We start from the raw sequence: 23094 nt of genomic DNA, 5'->3' as shown, positions 1-23094 counted from the left end.
CCCATGGACGCCCTCAAGAAGCTCTTCGGCGGGAACACCCGCCAGTTCGGCATGATCTTCGCCCTCGTGGCACTGATCGTGCTGTTCCAGATCCTGACCGGCGGTCTCACGCTGACTCCGGACAACGTGATCAACCTCTTCAATGGCAACTCCTACATCCTGATCCTCGCCATCGGCATGGTCCTGGTGATCATCGCTGGCCACATCGACCTCTCGGTCGGCTCGGTCGCGGCAGCGGTGGGGATCATCGTGGCCCTCGCGATCCGCGACTGGGGCCTCCCCTCGTGGGTCGGCTTCCTGCTGGGACTCGCGATCGGCGCGGTGATCGGCGCGTGGCAGGGGTTCTGGGTCGCGTACGTCGGCATCCCGGCCTTCATCGTCACGCTCGCCGGCATGCTCATCTTCCGCGGCGTGAACCAGTACATCGGCAAGTCGAACACCATCCCGGTGCCACGCGACTTCCAGACCATCGGCGCGGGCTTCCTCCCGGAGGTCGGCCCGGACACGGGCTACAACAATCTCACCCTGCTCCTCGGGCTCCTCGGCGCGGCCGCCGTGGTCTTCTTCGAGGTCAGGAACCGCCGCACCGCGAAGGAGCTCGGGGCCGAGGTCCCGGAGCTGTGGGTGACCGTCACGAAGCTCGTCCTGATCTGCGGCGCGATCCTCTACGCGACGTACCTCTTCGCCACCGGCCGCCCCGGCACCTCGTTCCCCGTCTCGGGCATCATCCTCGGCATCCTTGTCCTGCTCTACGGCTTCATCTCGGCCAAGACCGTGATCGGGCGCCACATCTATGCGGTCGGCGGCAACCGCCACGCCGCCGAGCTCTCCGGCGTGCAGTCCAAGAAGGTCAACTTCCTCGTCATGATGAACATGGCCATCCTCGCGGCCCTGGCCGGCATGGTCTTCGTGGCCCGCTCCACAGCGTCCGGCCCGTTCGACGGCACCGGCTGGGAGCTCGACGCGATCGCGGCCGTGTTCATCGGCGGCGCGGCAGTCACCGGCGGCGTCGGCACGGTCATCGGGTCGATCGTCGGTGGCCTCGTCATGGCGGTCCTCAACAACGGCCTCCAGCTGCTCGGCGTGGGCGCGGACCTCACCGCGATCATCAAGGGCCTCGTGCTCCTGGCCGCCGTCGCGTTCGACGTCTACAACAAGACCCAGGGCCGGCGCTCGATCATCGGCCTGCTCATCCGCGGCGGTGGCGGCGGCACGGGCACCCGGGGCACCCCGCTCCAGCCGGACGAGACCACCAAGACCAGCGAGGTCCTGGCCAAGGACGCCTGAGGCGCCCAGGCCGACCACACGGCGTCGTGCGTCCCCGCTCGGCGCCAGCCCACAGTTCCCCACCAAACACCATCACGAACACACAGAAGAAAGCGGAGAACATGCGCATGTTTTCAAGGGCAGCCAGGGCCGTCGCGGTCGTTGGCATCGCAGCACTGGCGCTGACGGCCTGCGGCCGCTCGGAACCGAGCAGCTCCGGCGGGAGCGGCGGGGCCAGCGGCTCGGGCGGCTTCGCCAAAGACGCGCTCATCGGGGTCGCTCTTCCGCAGAAGACATCGGAGAACTGGGTGCTCGCCGAGCAGCTGTTCAACGACGGTCTCAAGGGAGCCGGCTTCAAGGGCGACGTCCAGTTCGCGAATGGCGGCGTGTCCGAGCAGCAGAACCAGATCTCGGCCATGGTGACCAAGGGCGCGAAGGTCATCATCGTCGGCGCGATCGACGGCTCGCAGCTCGGCACCCAGGTCCAGCAGGCCAAGGCCTCCGGCGCGACGGTGATCGCCTACGACCGTCTGCTGAAGAACACGGACGCGGTGGACTACTACGTCGCGTACGACAACTTCAAGGTCGGCCAGCTCCAGGGCCAGGCCCTCCTCGACGGCATGAAGGCCAAGAAGCCCAGCGGCCCGTACAACATCGAGCTCTTCGCCGGCTCCCCCGACGATGCCAACGCCAAGGTGTTCTTCGACGGCGCCATGAGCGTCCTGCAGCCGAAGATCGACGACGGCACGCTGAAGGTCCTCTCGGGCCAGAAGTCCTTCGAGCAGGCCGTGACGCAGGGCTGGAAGGCCGAGAACGCGCAGAAGCGCATGGACACGCTGCTCGCAGCGAACTACACGTCCGCGAACCTCGACGGCGTGCTCTCGCCGAACGACACGCTCGCCCGCGCGATCATCACCTCGGTCAAGGGCGCCGGCAAGGCGATCCCGATCGTGACCGGCCAGGACTCCGAGGTCGAGTCGGTCAAGTCGATCATGGCCGGCGAGCAGTACTCGACCATCAACAAGGACACCCGGAACCTCGTGAACAAGGCCATCGACATGGTCAAGCAGCTCCAGGCCGGCCAGAAGGTCGACGTGAACGACGAGAAGTCGTACAACAACGGCGTCAAGACCGTCCCCGCGTACCTGCTCCCGCCGGTCATCGTGACCAAGGCCAACGCCAAGGAGGCCTACGCGAACGACCCGACCCTGAGCAAGCTCACACAGTAGCCTGGCTCAGGCACCGGGGGCCCTGCCCCTGGGCGTTCAGCGCACGACGGCGGCCGCTCCCCTTCCGGGGGCGGCCGCCGCTGTGCGTGGGCGCACCCTCCCGATGGCCCGGAGGGCGTTGAGGATCGTGGCGAGGTCCACGAGCTCCTGGAGCAGGGCTCCGACGACGGCGGGCAGGGCACCGGTGAGCGCGACGAGCATGAGCCCGACACTGAGCGCGATGCCCAGCCAGATCGACTGGAGTGCGACCCGGACGGTGTGCTGGGCGATCTCGACGGCCTTCGCCGTGCGCGAGATGTCCTCGACCAGCACCACGGCGTCCGCGGATTCGCTCGCGGCCGTCGAGCCGCGCGCGCCCATGGCGATCCCGACGTCGGCGGCGGCCAGGACCGGGGCGTCGTTGACGCCGTCGCCGACCATGAGGACCGGGCGCAGCTCGGCTGCGCGCACGATCTCGACCTTGTCGAGCGGCAGCAGCTCGGGCCGGACGTCCGTGACGCCCAGCTCTCCCGCGATGCTGCGCGCAGTGGTGGGCGAGTCGCCGGTGAGCATGAGCGTGTGCCCGACGCCGGCCGCCGCGAGCCGCTCCAGGGTCCCCTTCGCTTCGGGGCGCGGGAGGTCCCGGAGCACGACGACGCCGGCGAAGGCGCGGTCGACGGCAACGTAGACGGCGAGTTCGCCGGGCCCGAGGTCCGGCTCGTCGAGGCCGGCGCCGACCTCGGAGCCTACGTAGGCGCGCTTGCCGACCAGGACGCGGTGGCCGCCGACGTGGGCGAGGACACCGTTCGTGGCCGCCTCCTCGGCTCCGTCTCCCCGTTCGAGCCAGAGGCCGCGGGCGAGCGCGGCCTCGACGACCGACGAGGCGAGCGCGTGGGTCGAGTACTGCTCGGCGGAGGCCGCGAGCGCCAGGAGGGTGCCGGCGTCGAACGTGCCCGCCGGCCGGACGTCGACGAGCTCGGGGCGGCCGCGCGTGAGGGTGCCCGTCTTGTCGAACGCGACCGTGCGCACGCGTGAGAGGACCTCGATGACGGCCCCGCCCTTGACGATCACGCCGTGCTTCGCGGCCCGGCTCATGCCGCCCATGAAGGCCACCGGCGCGGCGATCAGGAGCGGGCAGGGCGTGGCGACGACGAGGACCTCGGCGAAGCGGTGCGGGTCCCCCGAGAGCCACCAGCCGAGGACGCCGAGGGCCAGCGAGAAGAGGGTGAACGGCACGGCATACCGGTCGGCGAGCCGGACCACCGGGGCCTTGCTCTCGGAAGCCTCCCGCACGAGGGCGACGATCTGGGAGAACTGGCTGTCCGCCGCCGAGGTCGTCGCCCTCACGAGGGCGGCGGCCGTGCCGTTGACGGAGCCGGAGAGGACGTCCTCGCCCTCCTCGCGGTCCACGGGCAGGCTCTCGCCCGTGAGGGACGACTCGTCGAAGCTCGCGGCGGCCGAGACGAGGACGGCGTCCACGGGGACGACCTCCGAGGGCCTCACGACGAGGAGGTCGCCGGGGCGGATCTCCTCGAGCAGCACATCTTCGACCAGCCCGCCGTCCACCTGGCGGTGCGCGACGCGGGGAGCGCGGTCCAGCAGGGCCTTCAGCTCCCGCTTGGCGCGCCCCGCCGCGAAGTCCTCGAGCGCCTCGCCGCCGGTGAGCATGACGACCACGATGATCGCGGCGACATACTCGCCGACCAGGAGCGTCGCGACGATCGCGGTGACGGCGAGGATGTCCAGCCCCCACTTGCCCTTCAGGAGCGAGCGGACCATGCCGACGGCGGTCCACGCGGCCACTCCCCCGGCGAACAGGCTCGCGATGATCCGCGCGGGCCCGTCCTGGCCTGCGGCCGCGAGCGCCAGGGACAGGGCGAGGACGGCGATCGCCGCGACGACGAGCGGATTCTGACGGGCCACACCCACGATCCCCATGCTTCGATCCTGCCCCTGACCCCGGTGCGCGTCCAGCAAGGCGAGGCTGTCCTCGTCAGCCGTACCGGACGTGGAAGGATGGCCCGTATGACGCGTCACATCCAGCACCCGTGGCTGTCCCTGCAGACCCCGTCGGATCCGCTCGCCGCCACCGGGGCGACGCTGCGGTGGGGCGTGGTCTCCACCGGCGGGATAGCCCGGACGGTCACGCGGGACCTCACGCTGCTGCCGGATGCGAGCCTGCACGCCGTGAGCTCGCGCAGCGCGAACCGTGCGGTGCAGTTCGCCCGGGAGCTCGGCTTCGCGCACGCCTATGGGGACGAGGCCGGGGTCCCAGGGTACCGCCGGCTCGTGGAGGACCCGGACGTGGACGTCGTGTACGTGGCGACGCCGCATGGGCAGCACCACGAGGTGGCCAAGGCCGCCCTCGAGGCGGGCAAGCATGTCCTGGTCGAGAAGGCCTTCACGGTCACCGCCCACGAGGCGCAGGAACTGGTCGACCTCGCGGCGGCTCGGGGGCTGTTCCTCATGGAGGCGGTGTGGAGCCGGTTCGTTCCGGGCATGCAGCGGGCCTTCGAGATCGCCGAGTCCGGGGAGCTGGGCGAGGTGCAGTGGGTCTCGGCCGATCTCGGGTTCCCCGCCCCCAAGGACCCTGCCAGCCGGCTCTGGGACGTCGCCGCGGGCGGCGGCGCGCTCCTCGACCTCACGGTGTACCCGCTGCTGTGGGCCATCGGGACGCTCGGCTTCCCCGACTCGCTCACCGCGGTGGGCACGCTCACGGACGACGGCGTGGACTCCCAGAACATCCTGACCCTCGCCTACAGCGGCGGCCAGCTCGCGGCCCTGACATCCTCCCTCCTCGCGCACGGACCGCGGACGGCCACCGTGGCCGGGACCGAGGGCGTGCTGACGACCGTCGGGAGCATCAACAACCCGACCGAGCTCGTGGTCCGCCGTGGGTGGGATCCGGCCCGCGTGGAGAAGCTCGAGATCGTCGCGCGGGGGTACGTGTACGAGCTGCGCGAGGTCACCCGCTGCATCCAGCAGGGAGTCACCGAGAGCCCCACCATGCCATGGCAGCACACCCTCGACACCATGCGCCTCTTCGACGGGGTGCGCGCGCAGCTGGGGATCAGCTACCCCAACGACGCCCGCCGCTGAGCGGACTGCCTGCAGCTTCTTCTCCTCCGGCTCTGGACCTCCAGCACCGGACCCGTTTAGCATGGCTGCCGTAACGACCTCGTGGGGAGGAGGGCCGATGCGCACTGCCACACCGTGGCGAGTCCGCGCCGTCGCCCTTGCCCGCCACGCCGCAGCCGCCGCCGGCCTTGGCCTCGCCTGGCTCGTCGTCTCAGGCTCCCCCGCGTCCGCGGCATCCGGCGACCTTCTGGGCGGCACTGCTGCCTCGCCGTCGTCCATTGTCGCCAGCGTGGCTTCCCCTGTCGCGTCCGAGGCTGCAAGCGTCGTGAATGCCCTTCCCGAGGTGAGCCCTGCAGGCGGAACCCCCGGCGAGACCGTCAGCAGCACGACCGTCCTTCTCGGTGCCGTCGTCGAGGATGTCCCCGACGCGCTCGCCCCGGTGACGCACGGTCCCCTCGCTCCGGTTGCCCCCATCCTCGATCCCGTGGTCGGCAACACCGCGGCCGCGGTAGGCGGGGTGGTTTCCGTGGTGGGAGACGCCGCGGGCGGAGCGGTGGACGACGCCGTGCTCCCGGTCGTCGACCTGGTGACGCCGGTGGCCGACACCGCTGTGGCGGTCGAGCCTGCCCTGCCAGCACCCCTGCCAGAGTCCGTTCCACCGGTCGGCGCCGAAGCTGACGCGCCAACCGCACCCGCACAGGCCGCGGTCCTGGACTCCGCCCCGCCTCTGAGCGCTGGAGCGGCCAGTGCCCCCACGCCTTGGTCGCTGGCATCCGGCTACGCCTTCACGGCGTTCGCTGCTCACCATGCTGCAGAGGCGCTCTCGAGCATCGTCCCCGTGCTGCCCTCGGACGGGCAGCCACTGATCTCGGTCCTTCCGCCGGCTCCGGCGCCGGGCTCGCTGGGGGGTTCGTCGTCCGGTCTGGGCGGAGGCCCGATCGGAGCGGCGGCGCTGGCGGCCGCGTCGTTCTCCCTCGGGCTCCTGTGGCTCGTGGGAGCAAGGCTGCGCCTCGCCGGCCCGCCGTTGCCGGCCGCACCGGCCTTCGATCCGGGCTCAACTCCCGACTAGAGGGGACGCATCTGCCCTCGCGCAGACCCGCATCCCCAGGCGCTCCGCGCCATTCCGTCCTAGTCAGGAGAAGACTGTGAATACCCTCGCTCGAAGGGTGCTCCTTGGCACCCTCATGGCCGGAGGCCTGTTCGGCCTCGGCCAAGCCGCCGCAACCGCGGCAGACAACACGACACTCACTACCGTCCCCGCCGTGGCGGCCACCGCCCCCACCCAGCTGACCACCGACGGGCTCCTCACCGGCGCCACCGGCAGCGGCACCGGAGCGGGCACGGGCGCGGTCCTGGGCGACACCACCCTCACCACCGTCCCGGCCGTGGCGGCCACCGCCCCCACCCAGCTGACCACCGACGGGCTCCTCACCGGCACCGCCGGCAGCGGCACCGGAGCGGGCACGGGCGCGGTCCTGGGCGACACCGCCCTCACCACCGTCCCGGCCGTGGCGGCCACCGCCCCCACCCAGCTGACCACCGACGGGCTCCTCACCGGCACAGCCGGCAGCGGCACCGGAGCGGGCACGGGCGCGGTCCTGGGCGACACCACCCTCACCACCGTCCCGGCCGTGGGTGCCACTGCCCCCACCCAGCTGACCACCGGCGGGCTCCTCACCGGCAGCGGCACCGGAGCGGGCACGGGCGCGGTCCTCGGCGACACCACCCTCACCACCGTCCCCGCCGTGGCGGCCACCGCCCCCACCCAGCTGACCACCGACGGGCTCCTCACCGGCGCCACCGGCAGCGGCACCGGAGCGGGCACGGGCGCGGTCCTCGGCGACACCACCCTCACCACCGTCCCGGCTGTCTGCCTCTCGGCTCCGCTGTCCCTGACGACGAACGGTGAGGCCGCAGCCCTGCCCGCCGGCACCTGCGGCAGCATCGCGACGCCGGCTGCAGAACCGGGAACCGGCACGCCCGCGGGCGATGGTGCGGGCTCGGGCACCACTCCCTGCTCCTGCACCACGGGAACGGCGCCCGGGACCGTCCAGGACGCCGGCGCCGCAGCTGAGGGCGTTCCCGGAAGCGCAACGCCTGCCGGCGTCGCGGACATCCCCGCTCGTGCCACGACCGGCGCCACGGCCGGTTCCATTGCCGCCGCGGCACCCATCCTGACGGGCGCAGGCGGAGCCTACGCGGCGGGGACCGCTTCGTCGGGGGCTGCCGGACCGGCTGTATCCACGCAGGGAGCGGGCGCGGCTGCAGCCTCGGCCGCACCTTCGGCGGCTGCAGCACCCGCGGCCGCACCGGCCGCCATGTGCCTGGCTTCCATGGCCGAGGACACCGTGGGCGGGGTCTCGCTCACGCTCGCTGCACTCCTCGCCGCAGCGGCGCTCGCCATCGGCCTGACCCTTGGGATGGTCCTCGGCGGCACCGTTCGCCGCCGGGTCCGGGCCTGACAGAGTCCTCGTTTGCCCGGGCTTGCCGGCCCGGGCGATGAGGACGGGTCCTCAAGCCGTCCGTGACGCAGACAGCGCGCACGACGGCGCCCCGCACCTCGGGCGAGAAACATCGCCTGAGGTGCGGGGCGCCGTCGTGCCTTGGAACAGCCCGGGCTCAGGCGGCGATGACCGCGAGACGACCCGAGCTGCGGCCGAAGATGGCGGCGCCGAGCGAGATGCGGCCCGGTCCGACGAGGGCCACCGCTGCGGCGCCGGCGGCCAGGAGCAGCACGAGCTCCATGCCGCCCTTCTCGACGAACATGCCCGCCGAGACGTGGACGAGGAACAGCGCACCGAGCATCTCGACGGCCAGCAGCGTCGCGGCCACGCGGGTCAGTAGGCCGACGATGAGCAGCGCACCGCCGACGAGCTCGAGCCCGGCCGCGATCGGCGCGGCAACCTGCGCGGCGGGGACACCCATCTGGGCGAAGGCACCCTGAGCACCCGGGATGGTGTACTCGAAGAACTTCTGCCAGCCGTGGGCGAAGAAGACCGCACCGAGGGCGATCCGCAGGACTGCGCGGGCGGCGTCGGCGAGGGCGGGGCTGGAAGTCGTGGCCATGGAGGCTCCTTGCTGTCAGAGGTCATCGGATCGGTGGCCGCCGAACAGGCGACACGCTGTTCAATCTTCAATTGAACTTTCAACCATTGTGGTGATGGTCGATGCACGCTGTCAAAGCCACCCCGACTTCCCCCGCAACACTGTGCCGGAGATCACCGCAGCCAGACGGACGACGGCGCCCCGCGCCCCGGGCGAGTTGCTCGCCTGAGGCGCGGGGCGCCGTCGTGCTCGTGAATCGACTGCTCCAGAAATGTCGTTATGAGCCGTCAGAACGACACTTTCTCAGCAATCGATATGCGGACCTACTTGCGGAGGCCGTCCACGACCCCGTTAAGGGTTGCCGAGGGACGCATGACCGAGGAGACCTTGGCCTCATCCGGGTGGTAGTAGCCGCCGAGGTCGACCGACGAGCCCTGGACTGCCAGGAGCTCGGAGACGATGGCCTCCTCATTCGACGTCAGGGCCTCGGCGACGGGCGCGAACGCGGCGGCGAGGTCGGCGTCGTCCGTCTGCTGGGCGAGCTCCCTCGCCCAGTACTGGGCGAGGAAGTAGTGCGAGCCGCGGTTGTCGATGGTGCCGAGCTTGCGGCCCGGCGACTTGTTCTCCTCGAGGAACGTGCCCGTGGCACGGTCGAGGGTGTCCGCGAGGACCTTCGCCGCGGGCACGCCGGCCTGCTCGGCGTAGAGCTCGAAGGACGGCACGAGGGCGAAGAACTCGCCGAGGCTGTCCCAGCGGAGGTAGTCCTCCTTGACGAGCTGCTGGACGTGCTTCGGGGCGGAGCCGCCGGCACCCGTCTCGAAGAGGCCGCCGCCTGCGATGAGCGGGACGATCGAGAGCATCTTGGCGCTCGTGCCCAGCTCGAGGATCGGGAAGAGGTCCGTGAGGTAGTCGCGGAGCACGTTGCCGGTCACGGAGATAGTGTCCTCCCCCTTGCGGAGGCGGTCGAGCGTGTAGGCGGTGGCCTCGGCAGGCGCGAGGATCTCGATCGTGAGGCCCTCGGTGTCGTGCTCGCCGAGGTACTCGCGCACCTTGGCGATGAGGTTGCGGTCGTGGGCGCGCTCCTCGTCGAGCCAGAAGACGGCCGGGGAGCCGGTGGCGCGGGCGCGGTTCACGGCGAGCTTGACCCAGTCGCGGATCGGCACGTCCTTGGTCTGGCATGCGCGCCAGATGTCGCCCGCCTTGACCGCGTGCTCGAGGAGGACGTCGCCGGCGGCGTTGACCAGCTGGACCGTTCCGGCGGCAGGGATCTCGAAAGTCTTGTCGTGGCTGCCGTACTCTTCGGCCGCCTGGGCCATGAGGCCCACGTTCGGCACGGTGCCCATGGTGGTGGGATCGAGGGCGCCGTGCTCGCGGCAGTCGTCGATCACGGTCTGGTAGACGCCCGCGTACGAGGAGTCCGGCAGGACGGCGAGCGTGTCGTGCTCCTTGCCGTCCGGGCCCCACATGTGGCCGCCGATTCGGATCATGGCCGGCATGGAGGCGTCCACGATGACGTCGGAGGGCACGTGGAGGTTGGTGATGCCCTTGTCCGAGTCGACCATCGCGAGGGCCGGTCCGTCCGAGAGGCACTTCTGGATCGCGTCCTTGACGCCCTCGCGGACGTCCTCAGGGAGGTCGTCGAGGCCGTTGAGGATCGAGGCCAGGCCGTTGTTGGGGCTCAGGCCGGCGGCGGCGAGCTGCTTGCCGTAGGTGTCGAAGAGCTCGGCGAAGTACGCCTTGACGACGTGGCCGAAGATGATCGGGTCCGAGACCTTCATCATGGTGGCCTTGAGGTGCGCCGAGAACAGGACGCCCTCCTCCTTGGCCCGGCTGACCTGGGCCGCGAGGAAGTTGTCAAGGGCGGCGGAGTCCATGAACGTGCCGTCGACGACCTCGCCCGCGAGGACCTTGATGCCCTTCTTGAGCTCCTTGACGGTGCCGTCCTCGAGCACGAGCTGGATGGTCAGCGAGTCGTCGGCAGGCAGCACGATGGACTTCTCGTTGGCACGGAAGTCGCTCTCGCCCATCGTGGCGACGTTGGTCTTCGAATCGGCGGTCCAGGCACCCATGGAGTGCGGGTTCTTGCGCGCATAGTTCTTGACGGAGAGGGGGGCACGGCGGTCCGAATTGCCCTCGCGGAGCACGGGGTTCACCGCGGAACCCTTGATCCTGTCGTAGCGCGAACGGATGTCCGTCTCCTCGTCCGAGGAGGGGTTGTCCGGGTAGTCCGGGAGGGCATAGCCCTGCGACTGGAGCTCGGCGACGGCGGCCTTGAGCTGCGGGACGGAGGCGCTGATGTTCGGGAGCTTGATGATGTTCGCCTCCGGCGTCTTCGCCAGGGCACCCAGTTCCGCAAGCGCGTCCGACGTGCGCTGCTCCTCCGTCAGGTAATCACCGAACGCTGCGATGATGCGCCCCGCAAGGGAGATGTCGCGGGTCTCGATGTCGATCCCAGCCGTCGAGGCGAATGCCTGCACGATGGGCAGGAACGAGTGGGTCGCGAGCATCGGCGCTTCGTCGGTATGCGTGTAGATGATGGTGGCCATGGGTGGGCGCCTCCCTGTGGAGCTGCTTGTGCGGGATCTTCTTCCAGATCAACGGGTCCAATCTACCCGAGCCTTCCTCGCGTGGCAGACTGAGTCGTTTTACACTGTGTGACGTTCAGGTGGTACGCGCACCGGGGCCCTGCCCCCGGTCACTAGCTGGGGGCAGCACACATGACATCCGAGGCGTCGATGCCTTCAGGCAGCCACAGGGAGATCCACGAGGACCCGGAGGACTCGGCCGGGTCCGGCACACTCGTGCTCCGCTCATGGCGGGAGCCGGACGGGCGGCTGCGAGTGCGGCTGCTGAGCGCCTCGGGCGCGGAGGCGCCTGCGAGCGTCCTCGTCACGGACAGTCCCGACTCGGTCCTCCACGCGGTCGAGGCCTGGCTGAAGGAGCAGGCGGGGGAGGATTCTTCCGATGCGCGCCGCGCCGCTGGCGCCTGAGCCCGATATCGGGAGCCGAATAGCTGGTCCTTGAAGGAATTTGTCAATTGCACACCCGTTATTGACAGGCTCGTGACCGCGTCATCATCCTGATCGTACGCAGCAGCCGGGCTCGCGTTTGAACACTGCATCTCGCCGATCTTCGAGGGCGTCCTTGTCCTGCTGCCTGAAGTATCACGGTATGACGAGGGGATCAGTGCGGTGGTATGGCGAGTCCGTTTACTCGGATGCTGGCAACTCAAACGCGATGGAGAGACCGTTCAGGTGGGGCTCCGGCAGCAGCGGCTGATCGCGGCCCTCGCTCTGCTGGGCGAACGCCCACGGCAGTTCCTCTCCGGCCTGCTCTGGCCCGACAGCTCTGAGGCGCAGGCCAGCGGCAACCTCAGGGCGGCCCTTTTCAAGATCAGCCACCAGCTGCCGGGCCTGCTCGACGACAGGACCGAACCGGTGGGCCTCAGCGGATCGGTCACGGTGGACCTGCACGAGTTCCGCTCGCACCTGGCAGGGGCCGGTGCGGCAGGGCCAGCCGACGTCCCGGCGGACTTCACCGACGTGCTCCGCTCCGCCGAGCTCCTGCCGGGCTGGTACGACGACTGGGTCCTCTTCGAGCAGGAGCGGCTGCGTGAGCAGCGGGTCCTGGTCCTGGAGTCCCTCTCCCGTCGGCACCTGCTGGACGAGGACACCGAACGCGCGCTCGACGCCGCCCGGTCGGCCGCCGCCATCGAGCCCTTGCGCGAATCCGCGCAGCGCCTGCTCATCGAGGTCCAGCTCCGGGCCGGCAACGCGGCCGGGGCCCGGCGCACCTTCATCGACTTCGAGGCCCGCCTCTGGGAGGAGCTCGGCGTCGAACCCTCCGACGGCCTCAGGAGCCTGCTCGGACCGGTCGCGATGGCGACCGTCCGGAAGATCACCACAGCAGACCCGGCCGAACCCGGCCGTTCGCGGGCAGCCCGTCCCGACCCGCGTCCCCGCCCCCGCCTCTCACCGATTGCCATGCGCCCCGCCTAGCGCGCGACGGCGCTGCCTCACCTCCCCTGCCTCCCGACGCTCTGGCGCCGGGTCGGTCCGCCCTGCCCTGCACGAGAAACGAGGATCCGTGAAGAAGAAGTCGAAGTTCCTGTCAGCGGCCGCCGCCGCGGCGCTCACCATCACCGGGCTCCTCGCCGTCCCCGTGGCGTCCGCGTCCGCAGCCCCTGGCCAGGGCAATGCTTGGGGGAAGTATCTCAACGTGACCTCACGGGCGGTCGCCAACCCGGCCCACAAGGTCGCCGTCGACTCCGCCGCGGTGTGGGGTCCGCTGAAATCGTCCGACGACTCGCCGGCGTCGGCCACCGCGAGCGCTCAGGCCAACTGCTCCGGCTGTTCGGCCCAGGCGACCACCCTTCAGGTCCTCTCCTCCGCTCAGGCCGCCAACATCTGGGCCAACAACACCGCGACGGCCTACACGACGGGCAACTGGGCGTCGTCGACCGCGGTCTCGGTGCAGGTCGTCACGGCCACAGGGTCAAACGTGATCATCGCCAACAACCGCGCCGTGTCAATCAACGAGGGCTGCACTGGGTGCACCGCCACCACCGCCGCGCTTCAGTACATCATCGTGGGGGGCAAGTCACTGGATCTCTCCGACCAAGCTAAGGCGATCGTTCAGGGGATTGAACAGGAGCTCAGCTACACCTTCAAGAACGACTCGTGGCGTCCCAAGACTGAGCGGTCGGCGCGCGCCCGCGCAGCCGCGAATGATGCCGCGGAGCGGGCACGGGCCGTCATCGCCGCGGACACGGGGGCAGCCGTCCAAACGAAGGTGGACCTGGACACGGAGGGCTGAGCGCCCGGGCAGGCCGCGAGGCCTCCGCCTGCTGGGACACCAGCCGGCGGAGGCCTCTCCGTGCTGTGGCCAGACAACCCGCCCGAGCCCTCCCCCATCAGGCCAATAACGCCCCGGTAACGGAGCGATAACTGGCCACCCGCTTGACTGGTGCCATCGATTGGATCAGCAATCGACTTGAATAACCACCAATGCATCAGGAGTGATTGCAATGACCAAGCTCTCCATCGCCGAAGAGACCATCGAGATGCTCCCGAGCCGCGAGACCCTCTCGTGGGGAAGCAGCTTCCACTTCGGTGACAACCTCGCCGTCGTTCTCGCCTCGAACTCCTCGACCGCGGGCAACATGTACACGATCGGTGGCCTGGCCTACAGCGTGGCCAACCAGACCATCAACGTCACCCAGAAGTAGCACGGAACGTGGGGGCCCGAGGTTTCCCCAGCACCTCTGGGCCCCCATCACCCGCCCCACCCTCCCCCACATCCGGCTCTCCGGCGATGACAGGACGGACCGATGGCACTCCAGGAACCGGCGACCGAAGCCTCCGGGCTCATCGCGGACCGCGGCGTCCACTGGGTGCGTTCCGCCGGCGTCGAGCTTCTCGGGGAGGCAACGGGAACCGGGCTTACGAAGCCCGTCTTCCTCGTCCGCCGGTCGGACGGCCAGGTGGTGCAGCTGACCGAACTGCTCTACCGCGTGATCGATGCCGCGGATGCGCCGCAGGCCCCGGAGGAGCTCGCGGCCGCCATCTCCGCGCGTCTCGGCAAGGAGCTCGACGTCGACGGGCTCAACACGCTCGCCGGGCGGCTCGAGCCCATCGGGCTGCTGTCCGATGACGGGGCAGTGCCGCCCGAGCACCTCGAGGCGGCCAAGCCGATCCTCGCCCTCACCCTCAAGGGCACGCTCATCCCCACGCGGGGCGTGCAGTTCCTGGCCGGGGTGTTCCGGTTCCTGTTCGTCCCACCCGTGGTAGTGGCCGCCGTGCTGGCGTTCGTCGGCCTCGACGTGTACCTCGCCTTCCGGGCCGACGCCCTGCAGGCCCTGGGGGCAGTGCTCGTCACGCCGTCTGCCCTGTTGGCCCTGTACGGCCTCATCTTCGTGGGCACCGTGTTCCACGAGATCGGCCACGCCGCAGCCTGCCGCTATGGAGGCGCAAGGCCCGGCGTCATCGGCATAGGCCTCTACCTGGTCTTCCCAGCGTTCTTCACCAACGTCACGGACTCCTACCGCCTAGGACGGGCCGGTCGGATCCGCACGGACCTCGGGGGACTGTATTTCAACCTGCTGTGGGTTCTGGCTGCGGGCGGCGCCTTCCTCGCGAGCGGCAGTCCCTTCCTCCTGCTGGTGGTCATCGTGACCCAGCTGCAGATGCTGCAGCAGCTCCCGCCCTTCGTCAGGCTCGACGGCTACTTCGTCCTCGCGGACCTCGCCGGTATCCCCGACCTGTTCGCCAGGGTGAAGCCCGTCCTGACCAGCCTTCTCCCGGGCCGGCCGACCGACCCGCGCGTCAGTGAGCTCAAGCCCTACTCGCGCTGGATCGTGACCGTCTGGGTCCTCACGGTCGTCCCTTTCCTGACCATCGTCCTCACCTGGCTCTTCATCACCCTGCCGGTCGTGATCGGCCAGACAGTCCAGGCGGCGGCGGTGCACGTCAGCAGCTTCACAGGCTTCTTCGCCAGCGGCCGTCCCGTCGAGGCCATCCTCGCGGCGATCGCGCTGGTGCTGCTCGTCCTGCCGGTGGCGGGGCTCTGCATCATCCTGGCCCAGCTCGCCATGAACGGCGTCCGTGTGGTCTCGGCCCGGCTTGCCTCCCAGCGGAAGCGCCGCGCATGGACTGGCCGCCACGTACGGCGCAACCCCCGCCACCGGCAGGCGCCAACAGCCCGCGCCTGACCCATCCCTTGGGCCTCCAGGCTCCAGACCCTGCATCAGCACCACCGAGCATCCGAAAGGAGGTGAACACCATGGAGAAGATCACCGATGTCACCGCGGAAACGATCGAGCTGCTTCCGGCGCGCCACACGCTGGGCCTCACCAGCTTCCACCTCGGCAACAACTTTGCCCTCGTGCTCGCGGCCAACTCGTCGACCGCGGTCAACGACACGTCCGCTCTCGCGGCCGCGCTCAGCGCCGCCTCGCAGACCGTCACGGTCAGCCAGTCCTGACGCCGACCACACGCTGCCGGGTGCCCGGCCCCTCGGGCACCCGGCAACAGATCCTCAAGGAGTTGGGACATGGCCCAGGAACTCCCCCAGCGCGTTCTCGCCGCAGAGGAGGCAGTCCTGCTGCCCGAACGCGACACGCTCGCGCTGGTCAACATCAACATCGCACCGGTCGTCGGGATCAACTTCGCTATCGCAATCAATGCGGCAACGATCAATTCCACCGCCAATGCCGGCGCATGGCAGAACCTCGTCACGTGGCAGCACAACTAGCTGCGTGAACGCACGACGGCGCGCCCCCGCCCAGGGAGCGCGCCGTCGTCGTGCGCGGCCGGAAAGCCGCGGCTTCGTGGAATCAGTGGAAGAAGTGCCGCGAGCCCGTGAAGTACATCGTGATGCCAGCGGCCTTCGCCGCCTCGATGACCTCCTCGTCGCGCACCGAACCGCCGGGCTGGACCACCGCGGTCACGCCCGCGTCGATGAGGATCTGCAGCCCGTCGGCGAACGGGAAGAACGCGTCCGACGCCGCGACCGCACCGCGGGTGCGCTCCGGAGCCGAGCCGGCACCGCCGGCTCCCTGGGCGCCGCCGGCGGAGTCGACGTCGGACGCCACCTCGACCCCGAGGGTGTTGGCGCGCTCGACGGCGAGGCGGCACGAGTCGACGCGGTTGACCTGGCCCATGCCGATGCCCACGGAGGCGCCGTCCTTGGCGACGAGGATCGCGTTGGACTTCGCCGCCCGGGACGCCTTCCAGGCGAACGCGAGGTCCGCGAGCGTGGCCTCGTCGGCGGACTCGCCGGCGGCGAGCGTCCAGTTGGCCGGGTCGTCGCCCTCGGCGGCGAAGGTGTCCGAGACCTGGATGAGCACGCCGCCCGAGATCTGCTTGATCTCGGTGGCGTACCGGCCGTAGCCCTCCGGCAGGGCCAGGAGGCGGATGTTCTTCTTCTTCGAGAGGATCTCGACGGCCTCCGGCTCGAAGTCCGGGGCGATGACGACCTCGGTGAAGATCCCGGCCACGGTCTCGGCCATGCCCTTGGTCACCGTGCGGTTCGCGGCGATGACTCCGCCGAACGCGGAGACGGGGTCGCAGGCGTGGGCCTTGCGGTGGGCGTCGGCGATCGGGTCCTCGGCGCCGGGCGTGGCCACGGCGATGCCGCACGGGTTGGCGTGCTTGATGATCGCGACGGCGGGCTCGTCGAAGTCGAACGCGGCGCGCACGGCGGCGTCGGCGTCGACGTAGTTGTTGTAGCTCATGGCCTTGCCGTGGAGCTGGTCCGCCTGGGCGATCCCGGCCGGGGCCGCCTTGTCCACGTACAGCGCGGCCTGCTGGTGCGGGTTCTCGCCGTAGCGGAGCACCTCGGAGCGCTCGAGGGCGAGGCCGGCGTACGCCGGCCAGTCGACCACGCCGTCGCCGTCCTCGTCGAGGAACTGGCTCGCGGTCCACGTCGCCACCGCCGTGTCGTACGCGGCCGTGTGCGCGAACGCCTTGGCCGCGAGACGCTGGCGGGTCTTGAGGTCGAACCCGCCGGCCTTGGCCGCGGCGACGACCTCGCCGTAGGCCGCCGGGTCGACGACGATCGCGACGGCGGCGTGGTTCTTCGCGGCCGAGCGCACCATCGCCGGCCCGCCGATGTCGATCTGCTCGACGACGTCGTCCAGCGCGGCGCCGGACCGGACCGTCTCCACGAACGGGTAGAGGTTCACCACCACGAGGTCGAACGCCTCGATCTGCATGTCCTCGAGGGTCTTCATGTGCTCGGGCACGCGGCGGTCGGCGAGGATGCCCCCGTGCACGCGCGGATGCAGCGTCTTCACGCGCCCGTCGAGCATCTCCGGGGAGCCGGTGACCTCCTCGACCTCCTGCACCGGGACGCCGGCGCCGGCGATCCGCTTCGCCGTCGAACCGGTCGAGACGATCCGAACGCCGGCCTCGTGCAGCCCCTTCGCGAGGTCCTCGAGGCCCGTCTTGTCGTAGACCGAGATCAGGGCTCGGCGGATGGGAACACGGTCCAGCTGGATCACAGGCACTCGTCTTTCTCGAAACGGGGCGGGGAGGGGTCCCGGCCATTCTATCGACCGCCCGGGGGCCGGCCCCGCCCCTGCGCCGGTCCAGCATGTTTCCCGCCGGGGCGAAAGGGGCATGTCTCAGTGACCGGAACGATACCGCGCGAGGAAGGCGCCCCCACATGCGAGCCATGGTCTACCGCGGACCGTACAAGATCCGGGTCGAGGAGAAGGACATCCCGGCCATCGAGCACCCGAACGACGCGATCGTCCGGGTGGACCTGGCCGCCATCTGCGGCTCAGACCTACACCTCTACCACGGGATGCTCCCCGACACCCGGGTCGGGATGACGTTCGGCCACGAGTTCGTCGGCGTCGTCGAGAAGGTCGGCCCGTCCGTCCAGAACCTCTCGAAGGGCGACCGGGTCATGGTCCCCTTCAACGTCTTCTGCGGATCCTGCTACTTCTGCGCGCGGGGCCTCTACTCGAACTGCCACAACGTCAACCCGAACGCGACCGCGGTCGGCGGGGCCTACGGCTACTCGCACACGGCCGGCGGGTACGACGGCGGCCAGTCGCAGTTCGTGCGCGTGCCGTTCGCCGACGTCGGGCCCTCCCGCATCCCCGAGTGGATGTCGGACGAGGACGCCGTCCTGCTCACCGATGCCCTCCCCACCGGCTACTTCGGCGCCCAGCTCGGGGACATCGCGGAGGGCGACACCGTCGTGGTCTTCGGGGCCGGGCCCGTGGGGCTGTTCGCGGCGGCGTCGTCGTGGCTGATGGGCGCGGGCAGGGTCATCGTCATCGACCACCTCGACTACCGGCTCGAGAAGGCGCGCGACTTCGCGCACGCGGAGACGTACAACTTCACCGAGTACGGCGACATCGTCCTCCAGCTCAAGAAGGACACCGACTACCTCGGGGCCGACGTGGTGATCGACGCGGCGGGCGCGGAGGCGGACGGAAGCTTCTTCCAGCACGTCCTCGCGTCCAAGCTCAAGCTCCAGGGCGGCTCCCCCATCGCGCTGAACTGGGCCATAGACTCCGTCCGCAAGGGCGGCACGGTCTCGGTGGTCGGGGCCTACGGCCCGATGTTCAGCGCGATCCGCTTCGGCGACGCGATGAACAAGGGGCTGACGATCCGCACCAACCAGTGCCCGGTGAAGAGGCAATGGCCGCGGCTGTTCGAGCACATCCGGAACGGCTACCTCAGGCCCAGCGAGATCGTCACCCACCGCATCCCGCTCGAGCACATCGCCGAGGGCTACCACATCTTCTCGAGCAAGCTGGACAACATCATCAAGCCGCTCGTCGTGCCGAACGCGGCCGCCTGAGAGGAGCCCGCCATGCCCTACACCGCAGACGCACACCGCCAGCCGCCGTCGCGCGACGAGCTGCGCGCCCGCATCCCCGGCTGGGGCGCGGACCTCGACCCGAAGGACCGTCCCTCCGTGCCCCGCGAGCAGCGCTTGGAGACCGGCGCTCACTGGGACTTCCCGGAGCGCCAGGCGGAAACGACGCCCCACGAGCACTCGCTCGAGCACCGCTTCGTCACGCCCGTCTTCGGCACCTCCGTCCCCCTGCGCGGAGTCTCGGGTGCCATCCGCCGGTTCGCCTACCGCCGGTACAGCGAGGGCCAGACAGCCCACTGGCTCCTGCTCATCGCCGGGGACCGGGTCGACGCCTGGGAATCCCATGCCCGTTCGCTCTTCTCCGGCGCTCCAGACAACCCGGTGACCGAGACGGGCATCCTGGGCGAGGCCGGGCACCACCCCGTGGCATCCCGCTTCGGGCGCGGGCGCGCCGACGTGCGACACCAGTGGATCGACCCGATCATCGTCGCCGGGCCGTGGATCGCGGCCCCCGTCGTCGCGGTCCTCGCCGCGCGGAAGACCCTCCGGGCGTTCCGCGGCGCCTGACCGCCGTCGTATTGTCCAATCACCAGCGTCCACCGAAGCCACCAGAGAAGGACCATCATGGGATTCAGCCTCAGCCGCTCCGTCCTCCGCCTCGCCACGGGCGCGTTCATCCTCAACCAGGGCCTGTCCAAGCTCCGGCTCGACCGGGACAGCGCCACAGGCCTGCGGGACATGACCGCCAACGCCTTCCCACAGGCCCAGCAGCTAGCCCCGGAGACGTTCGGCAAGGCCGTGGCCGCCGCCGAGATCGGGCTCGGCGCCGCCCTCCTGGCCCCGTTCGTCCCGACCCGGCTCGCGGCGCTTGGCCTCACCGCGTTCTCCGGAGGCCTCCTGGCCGTGTACGCCAAGACGCCCGGGATGACGGAGTCCGACGGCGTCCGGCCCACCCAGGCCGGCCTCACCATGGCGAAGGACGTCTGGCTCGCCGCCATCGGCGTCGCCCTCCTCGTCAGCCGCCGCCCGAGGAAGCCCCTCAAGACGGCCAAGGCCAAGGTGCGCAAGATCGCCAAGTAGCGCCGCCCCCTGCCGTCTCGGGTACGCCAGATTCACCGCCCTGCCATCTCGGGTACGCCAGATTCACCGCCCTGCCATCTCGGGTACGCCAGACGTCGGCGACGCGGCCCGCGCGGCCCGGCCACCCGCCGTCGTGCGTACCTGAGAACGCCGGAGGCGGGTTTTGGTGTACCCGAGAGCGCTCAGGGTGCGCCTTGGTGTACCCGAGACCGGGGGGAGGGGCGGGGCTAGGCTTGGCTGCATGAGCACCTCCACCGCGCTGCCCACCGGGGACACCGTCGTGCAGAACCTTCCCTGGCGCTGGGGGGTGCAGGGGAAGATCTTTTTGATCGGCGGCCTGGGCTTCATGTTCGACGCCTGGGACGTGACACTCAACGGCGTCCTGATCCCGCTGCTCTCCGCCCACTGGAGCCTCGAACCCGCCCAGGCGGCGTGGATCGGCACCGCGAACCTCATCGGGATGGCCGTCGGCGCCTTCGCCTGGGGCACGATCGCCGACACGGTCGGCCGCAAGGTGGCGTTCACCGCGACCCTGCTCATCTTCTCGGTGTTCACGGTGGCCGGCGCAGTGAGCCCGGACATCGTGTGGTTCTGCGTCTTCCGGTTCCTCGCCGGCTTCGGCCTCGGCGGCTGCGTCCCGGTGGACTACGCGCTCGTGGGCGAGTTCACGCCGCGGAGGCTGCGCGGACGCGTCCTGACCGCCATGGACGGCTGGTGGCCGGTCGGGGCCGCACTGTGCGGCTTCGTGTCCGCCTGGCTCGTGGGGGCGTTCGCGGACTGGCGACTGCCGCTGCTCGTCATGGTCCTGCCCGCCCTGCTCGTGTTCTGGATCCGCCGGGGCGTGCCCGAGTCGCCGCTGTTCCTCATCCGCAAGGGCCGCGGCGCGGAGGCTCGGGCCGTGATCGACGGGCTCGTCGAGCGCACGGGCGCCGAGCCCACCGAGTACCGCCTCCCCGAGCCCCACGACGTCCCGAGGCTCTCGCCCGGCTCGTGGGCGGAGCAGCTGGGCCGGGTGTGGCGCTTCAACTGGAGGGTCACGGGCGTGGCCTGGGCGCTCTTCTTCAGCATCCTGCTGGTCTACTACCTCGCCCTCACCTGGATGCCGCGCATCCTCATCGGGGCCGGCTTCGCTGAGTACCGGGCCTTCCTCACGACGGCGGGCATGGCCGCCGTCGGCCTGCTCGGCGTCGTGGTCGCCGCCCTCATCGTGGAACGCGTGGGGCGCAAGTGGATCCTCGCGGTCACCGGGCCGCTCTCGGCGCTGACGCTCGTGGTCGTCGCGTGGGTCGTCGATGTTCCAGCCGCCGCCATCGGCTGGCTCCTCGCGTTCGGCTTCGTGGTCCAGGTGGCGATTCCGGTGCTGTACGCCTACGTGTCCGAGCTCTACCCGACCGAGCTGCGCGGCTCCGGGTTCGGCTGGGCCTCGACGTTCTCCCGCATCGGCGCCGGCATCGGCCCGCTCGTGTTCGCCGCCTGGTTCTGGCCGACCCTCGGCTTGGCGGCCTCCTTCGCGCTCACGGGCGGCCTCGTGGTGCTCGCGGTCGTCTGGATGGCAGTGTCGGCGCCCGAGACCCGGCAGCGCTCGCTCTCCTGAGCTTGCGCTGGCTTGGGGGCTCGCAGGCCCGGCAGCGCACGCTGTTTGGGCCGCACAGCGTCGGGTAGCCGAAAGGATGACGGTCCGGAGAGAGGCCGCAGGCACAGGGCGACCGTCTGACAGGCGCCGCCCACTGCCGAAGTACAGCGCCAACCCTCAAGGAGAAACGCATGTCCACAGTGCAGGAATCCATCGACGTCGCCGTCCCCGTGTCCACCGCGTACAACCAGTGGACCCAGTTCGAGAGCTTCCCGGAGTTCATGGGCGGGGTCGAGTCGGTCGTCCAGCGGGACGACACCCACCTCCACTGGACCACCAAGGTGGCAGGTCAGACGCGCGAGTTCGACACGGAGATCACCGAGCAGCACCCCGACGAGCGGATCGCGTGGAAGACCACCGAAGGCGTCAACCACGCCGGCGTCGTCACGTTCCACCGGCTCAACGACACCGAATCCCGGGTCTCGGTCCAGTTCCAGTGGGAGCCGGACTCTGCCACCGAGAAGCTCGGCGCCGCGTTCGGCGCTGACGACGCCCAGGTGAAGAAGGACCTCAAGCGGTTCAAGGAGTTCGTCGAGTCCCACGGCGCCACCGGCGCCTGGCGAGGCGACGTGGACTCCCCGCCGCAGACGGGCGAGACGTTCTGACACCCGTCTGATCCAGCTCACGCAGCGCACGACGCCGCGTGCTCGCCACGGCGGGCACGCGGCGTCGTGCGCTGTGCGCTGTGGCTACGCCACGGGGGCCGGGACCTGCCCTACCGCGATGCGACGCAGGACGTCGATGAGCAGCCGGCGCTCGACCACCTTGATGCGCTCGTGGAGGGACTCTTCGTCCTCCCCCTCGGCGATGACCACGGCCTCCTGGGCGATGATCGGGCCGGTGTCCACCCCGGCGTCGGCCCAGTGGACCGTGCAGCCGGTGACCTTGACGCCGTACGCGAGCGCGTCGCGGACGCCGTGCGCGCCGGGGAACGCCGGGAGGAGCGCGGGGTGCGTGTTGAGGTACTTACCCTTGAAGCGCTCGATGAAGTCCGGGCTCACGATCCGCATGAAGCCTGAGGACACGACGACGTCCGGGCTGTAGGAGGCAACCTTCGCGGTGAGCGCGGCATCCCATTCGTCGCGGGTGGGGAACGAGTTGAAGTTCACGATGAAGGTCTCGAGGCCCGCATCCTCGGACCGCTCGATCCCGTAGGTCCCCTCGCGGTCGGCGCCGACGGCGGCGATCTCGACGCCCGCGAGGTCGCCGGACTCCACGGCGTCGATCAGAGCCTGGAGGTTCGAGCCGGTGCCGGATACGAGGACCACGATGCGCATGGACCCACCATACCGGCGGGCACCGCCCCTCCCCCGCGCTGAAGTCACCCCCAGGGAGCGCGAAGTCACCCCCTGTGAGCGCGAAGTCACCCCCTGTGAGCGCGAAGTCACCCCCTGTGAGCGCGAGATCGGCTTTCAGAGACGCCACACGGGGTGACCTCGGCGCCACACG

22 protein-coding genes are annotated in these 23094 nt (G+C 70.2%); 17 read left to right on the top strand and 5 right to left on the bottom strand.

Going from position 1 to position 23094, the window contains the following annotated elements; translation table 11 throughout:
• The first annotated feature begins 3 nt into the window (after positions 1–3).
• Entirely contained in the window at positions 4–1287 is a 1284-nt protein-coding gene (mmsB, locus tag CGQ25_RS04110) for a multiple monosaccharide ABC transporter permease (protein ID WP_208711949.1), read from the top strand.
• A gap of 101 nt (positions 1288–1388) precedes the next feature.
• Entirely contained in the window at positions 1389–2495 is a 1107-nt protein-coding gene (locus tag CGQ25_RS04105) for a sugar-binding protein (RefSeq protein ID WP_208711948.1), read from the top strand.
• A 36-nt stretch (positions 2496–2531) separates the two neighbouring features.
• On the opposite strand, the gene CGQ25_RS04100 is transcribed toward CGQ25_RS04105, so the two are convergent.
• Positions 2532–4412, bottom strand: a complete 1881-nt coding sequence (locus tag CGQ25_RS04100; RefSeq protein ID WP_208711947.1) for a heavy metal translocating P-type ATPase — start codon at positions 4410–4412, stop codon at positions 2532–2534.
• Between the two features lie 87 nt (positions 4413–4499).
• Between CGQ25_RS04100 and CGQ25_RS04095 the strand changes: the two genes are divergently transcribed.
• The 3 genes from CGQ25_RS04095 (at position 4500) to CGQ25_RS04085 (ending at position 8014) form a co-directional block, all read left to right on the top strand.
• Positions 4500–5573, top strand: a complete 1074-nt coding sequence (locus tag CGQ25_RS04095) for a Gfo/Idh/MocA family protein (protein ID WP_208711946.1) — start codon at positions 4500–4502, stop codon at positions 5571–5573.
• A 97-nt stretch (positions 5574–5670) separates the two neighbouring features.
• Entirely contained in the window at positions 5671–6621 is a 951-nt protein-coding gene (locus CGQ25_RS04090) for a hypothetical protein (protein ID WP_208711945.1), read from the top strand.
• 76 nt (positions 6622–6697) lie between these two features.
• Positions 6698–8014 carry a hypothetical protein gene (locus tag CGQ25_RS04085; protein ID WP_208711944.1) on the top strand — a complete coding sequence of 439 codons (1317 nt, stop codon included), beginning with the start codon at positions 6698–6700 and terminating at the stop codon, positions 8012–8014.
• A 157-nt stretch (positions 8015–8171) separates the two neighbouring features.
• Here the strand turns inward: CGQ25_RS04085 and CGQ25_RS04080 are convergent, their stop codons facing one another.
• A complete protein-coding gene (locus tag CGQ25_RS04080; RefSeq protein WP_208711943.1) occupies positions 8172–8618 on the bottom strand; it encodes a DoxX family protein in 447 nt (148 codons plus the stop codon).
• A 302-nt stretch (positions 8619–8920) separates the two neighbouring features.
• A complete protein-coding gene (locus CGQ25_RS04075; protein WP_208711942.1) occupies positions 8921–11143 on the bottom strand; it encodes an NADP-dependent isocitrate dehydrogenase in 2223 nt (740 codons plus the stop codon).
• Between the two features lie 171 nt (positions 11144–11314).
• Between CGQ25_RS04075 and CGQ25_RS04070 the strand changes: the two genes are divergently transcribed.
• The 7 genes from CGQ25_RS04070 to CGQ25_RS04040 all read left to right on the top strand — a co-directional run bounded on the left by CGQ25_RS04070 (position 11315) and on the right by CGQ25_RS04040 (position 15848).
• On the top strand, positions 11315–11587 hold the full coding sequence (locus CGQ25_RS04070; protein ID WP_208711941.1) for a hypothetical protein: 273 nt from the start codon (positions 11315–11317) through the stop codon (positions 11585–11587).
• A 264-nt stretch (positions 11588–11851) separates the two neighbouring features.
• Positions 11852–12595, top strand: coding sequence for a BTAD domain-containing putative transcriptional regulator (locus CGQ25_RS04065; RefSeq protein ID WP_208711940.1), 744 nt, complete (start codon positions 11852–11854; stop codon positions 12593–12595).
• 88 nt (positions 12596–12683) lie between these two features.
• Positions 12684–13412 carry a hypothetical protein gene (locus CGQ25_RS04060; protein ID WP_208711939.1) on the top strand — a complete coding sequence of 243 codons (729 nt, stop codon included), beginning with the start codon at positions 12684–12686 and terminating at the stop codon, positions 13410–13412.
• Between the two features lie 211 nt (positions 13413–13623).
• The gene (locus CGQ25_RS04055) at positions 13624–13824 is read left to right on the top strand and encodes a hypothetical protein (protein ID WP_208711938.1); all 201 of its coding nucleotides are present in this window, start codon (positions 13624–13626) and stop codon (positions 13822–13824) included.
• A gap of 102 nt (positions 13825–13926) precedes the next feature.
• Positions 13927–15306: a hypothetical protein gene (locus CGQ25_RS04050; protein ID WP_208711937.1), complete on the top strand. Its 1380-nt coding sequence runs from the start codon at positions 13927–13929 to the stop codon at positions 15304–15306.
• A 71-nt stretch (positions 15307–15377) separates the two neighbouring features.
• Positions 15378–15578, top strand: coding sequence for a hypothetical protein (locus CGQ25_RS04045; RefSeq protein ID WP_208711936.1), 201 nt, complete (start codon positions 15378–15380; stop codon positions 15576–15578).
• A gap of 69 nt (positions 15579–15647) precedes the next feature.
• Positions 15648–15848 (top strand): hypothetical protein, encoded by a 201-nt coding sequence (locus CGQ25_RS04040; RefSeq protein ID WP_208711935.1) that lies wholly within the window; start codon positions 15648–15650, stop codon positions 15846–15848.
• Positions 15849–15930: 82 nt separating this feature from the next.
• Here CGQ25_RS04040 and purH read toward each other — a convergent pair whose 3' ends face one another.
• Positions 15931–17604 carry a bifunctional phosphoribosylaminoimidazolecarboxamide formyltransferase/IMP cyclohydrolase gene (purH, locus tag CGQ25_RS04035; RefSeq protein WP_208711934.1) on the bottom strand — a complete coding sequence of 558 codons (1674 nt, stop codon included), beginning with the start codon at positions 17602–17604 and terminating at the stop codon, positions 15931–15933.
• 158 nt (positions 17605–17762) lie between these two features.
• Here purH and CGQ25_RS04030 point away from each other — a divergent pair, with 158 nt between their 5' ends.
• The 5 genes from CGQ25_RS04030 to CGQ25_RS04010 all read left to right on the top strand — a co-directional run bounded on the left by CGQ25_RS04030 (position 17763) and on the right by CGQ25_RS04010 (position 22250).
• Entirely contained in the window at positions 17763–18914 is a 1152-nt protein-coding gene (locus tag CGQ25_RS04030) for a zinc-dependent alcohol dehydrogenase (RefSeq protein WP_208711933.1), read from the top strand.
• A gap of 12 nt (positions 18915–18926) precedes the next feature.
• Positions 18927–19499 carry a hypothetical protein gene (locus tag CGQ25_RS04025; protein WP_208711932.1) on the top strand — a complete coding sequence of 191 codons (573 nt, stop codon included), beginning with the start codon at positions 18927–18929 and terminating at the stop codon, positions 19497–19499.
• A 57-nt stretch (positions 19500–19556) separates the two neighbouring features.
• A complete protein-coding gene (locus CGQ25_RS04020) occupies positions 19557–20012 on the top strand; it encodes a DoxX family protein (RefSeq protein ID WP_208711931.1) in 456 nt (151 codons plus the stop codon).
• Positions 20013–20253: 241 nt separating this feature from the next.
• Positions 20254–21606, top strand: coding sequence for an MFS transporter (locus tag CGQ25_RS04015; protein WP_208711930.1), 1353 nt, complete (start codon positions 20254–20256; stop codon positions 21604–21606).
• Positions 21607–21776: 170 nt separating this feature from the next.
• Positions 21777–22250 (top strand): SRPBCC family protein, encoded by a 474-nt coding sequence (locus CGQ25_RS04010; protein ID WP_208711929.1) that lies wholly within the window; start codon positions 21777–21779, stop codon positions 22248–22250.
• 84 nt (positions 22251–22334) lie between these two features.
• Here CGQ25_RS04010 and purN read toward each other — a convergent pair whose 3' ends face one another.
• Positions 22335–22922 (bottom strand): phosphoribosylglycinamide formyltransferase, encoded by a 588-nt coding sequence (purN, locus tag CGQ25_RS04005; RefSeq protein WP_208711928.1) that lies wholly within the window; start codon positions 22920–22922, stop codon positions 22335–22337.
• Positions 22923–23094: the final 172 nt, after the last annotated feature.

Source organism: Sinomonas sp. R1AF57 (assembly GCF_002224485.1).
Taxonomy (GTDB): domain Bacteria; phylum Actinomycetota; class Actinomycetes; order Actinomycetales; family Micrococcaceae; genus Sinomonas; species Sinomonas flava.
Note: the sequence above shows the minus strand (reverse complement) of the source record. Positions and strands in the feature narration are given on the sequence as shown.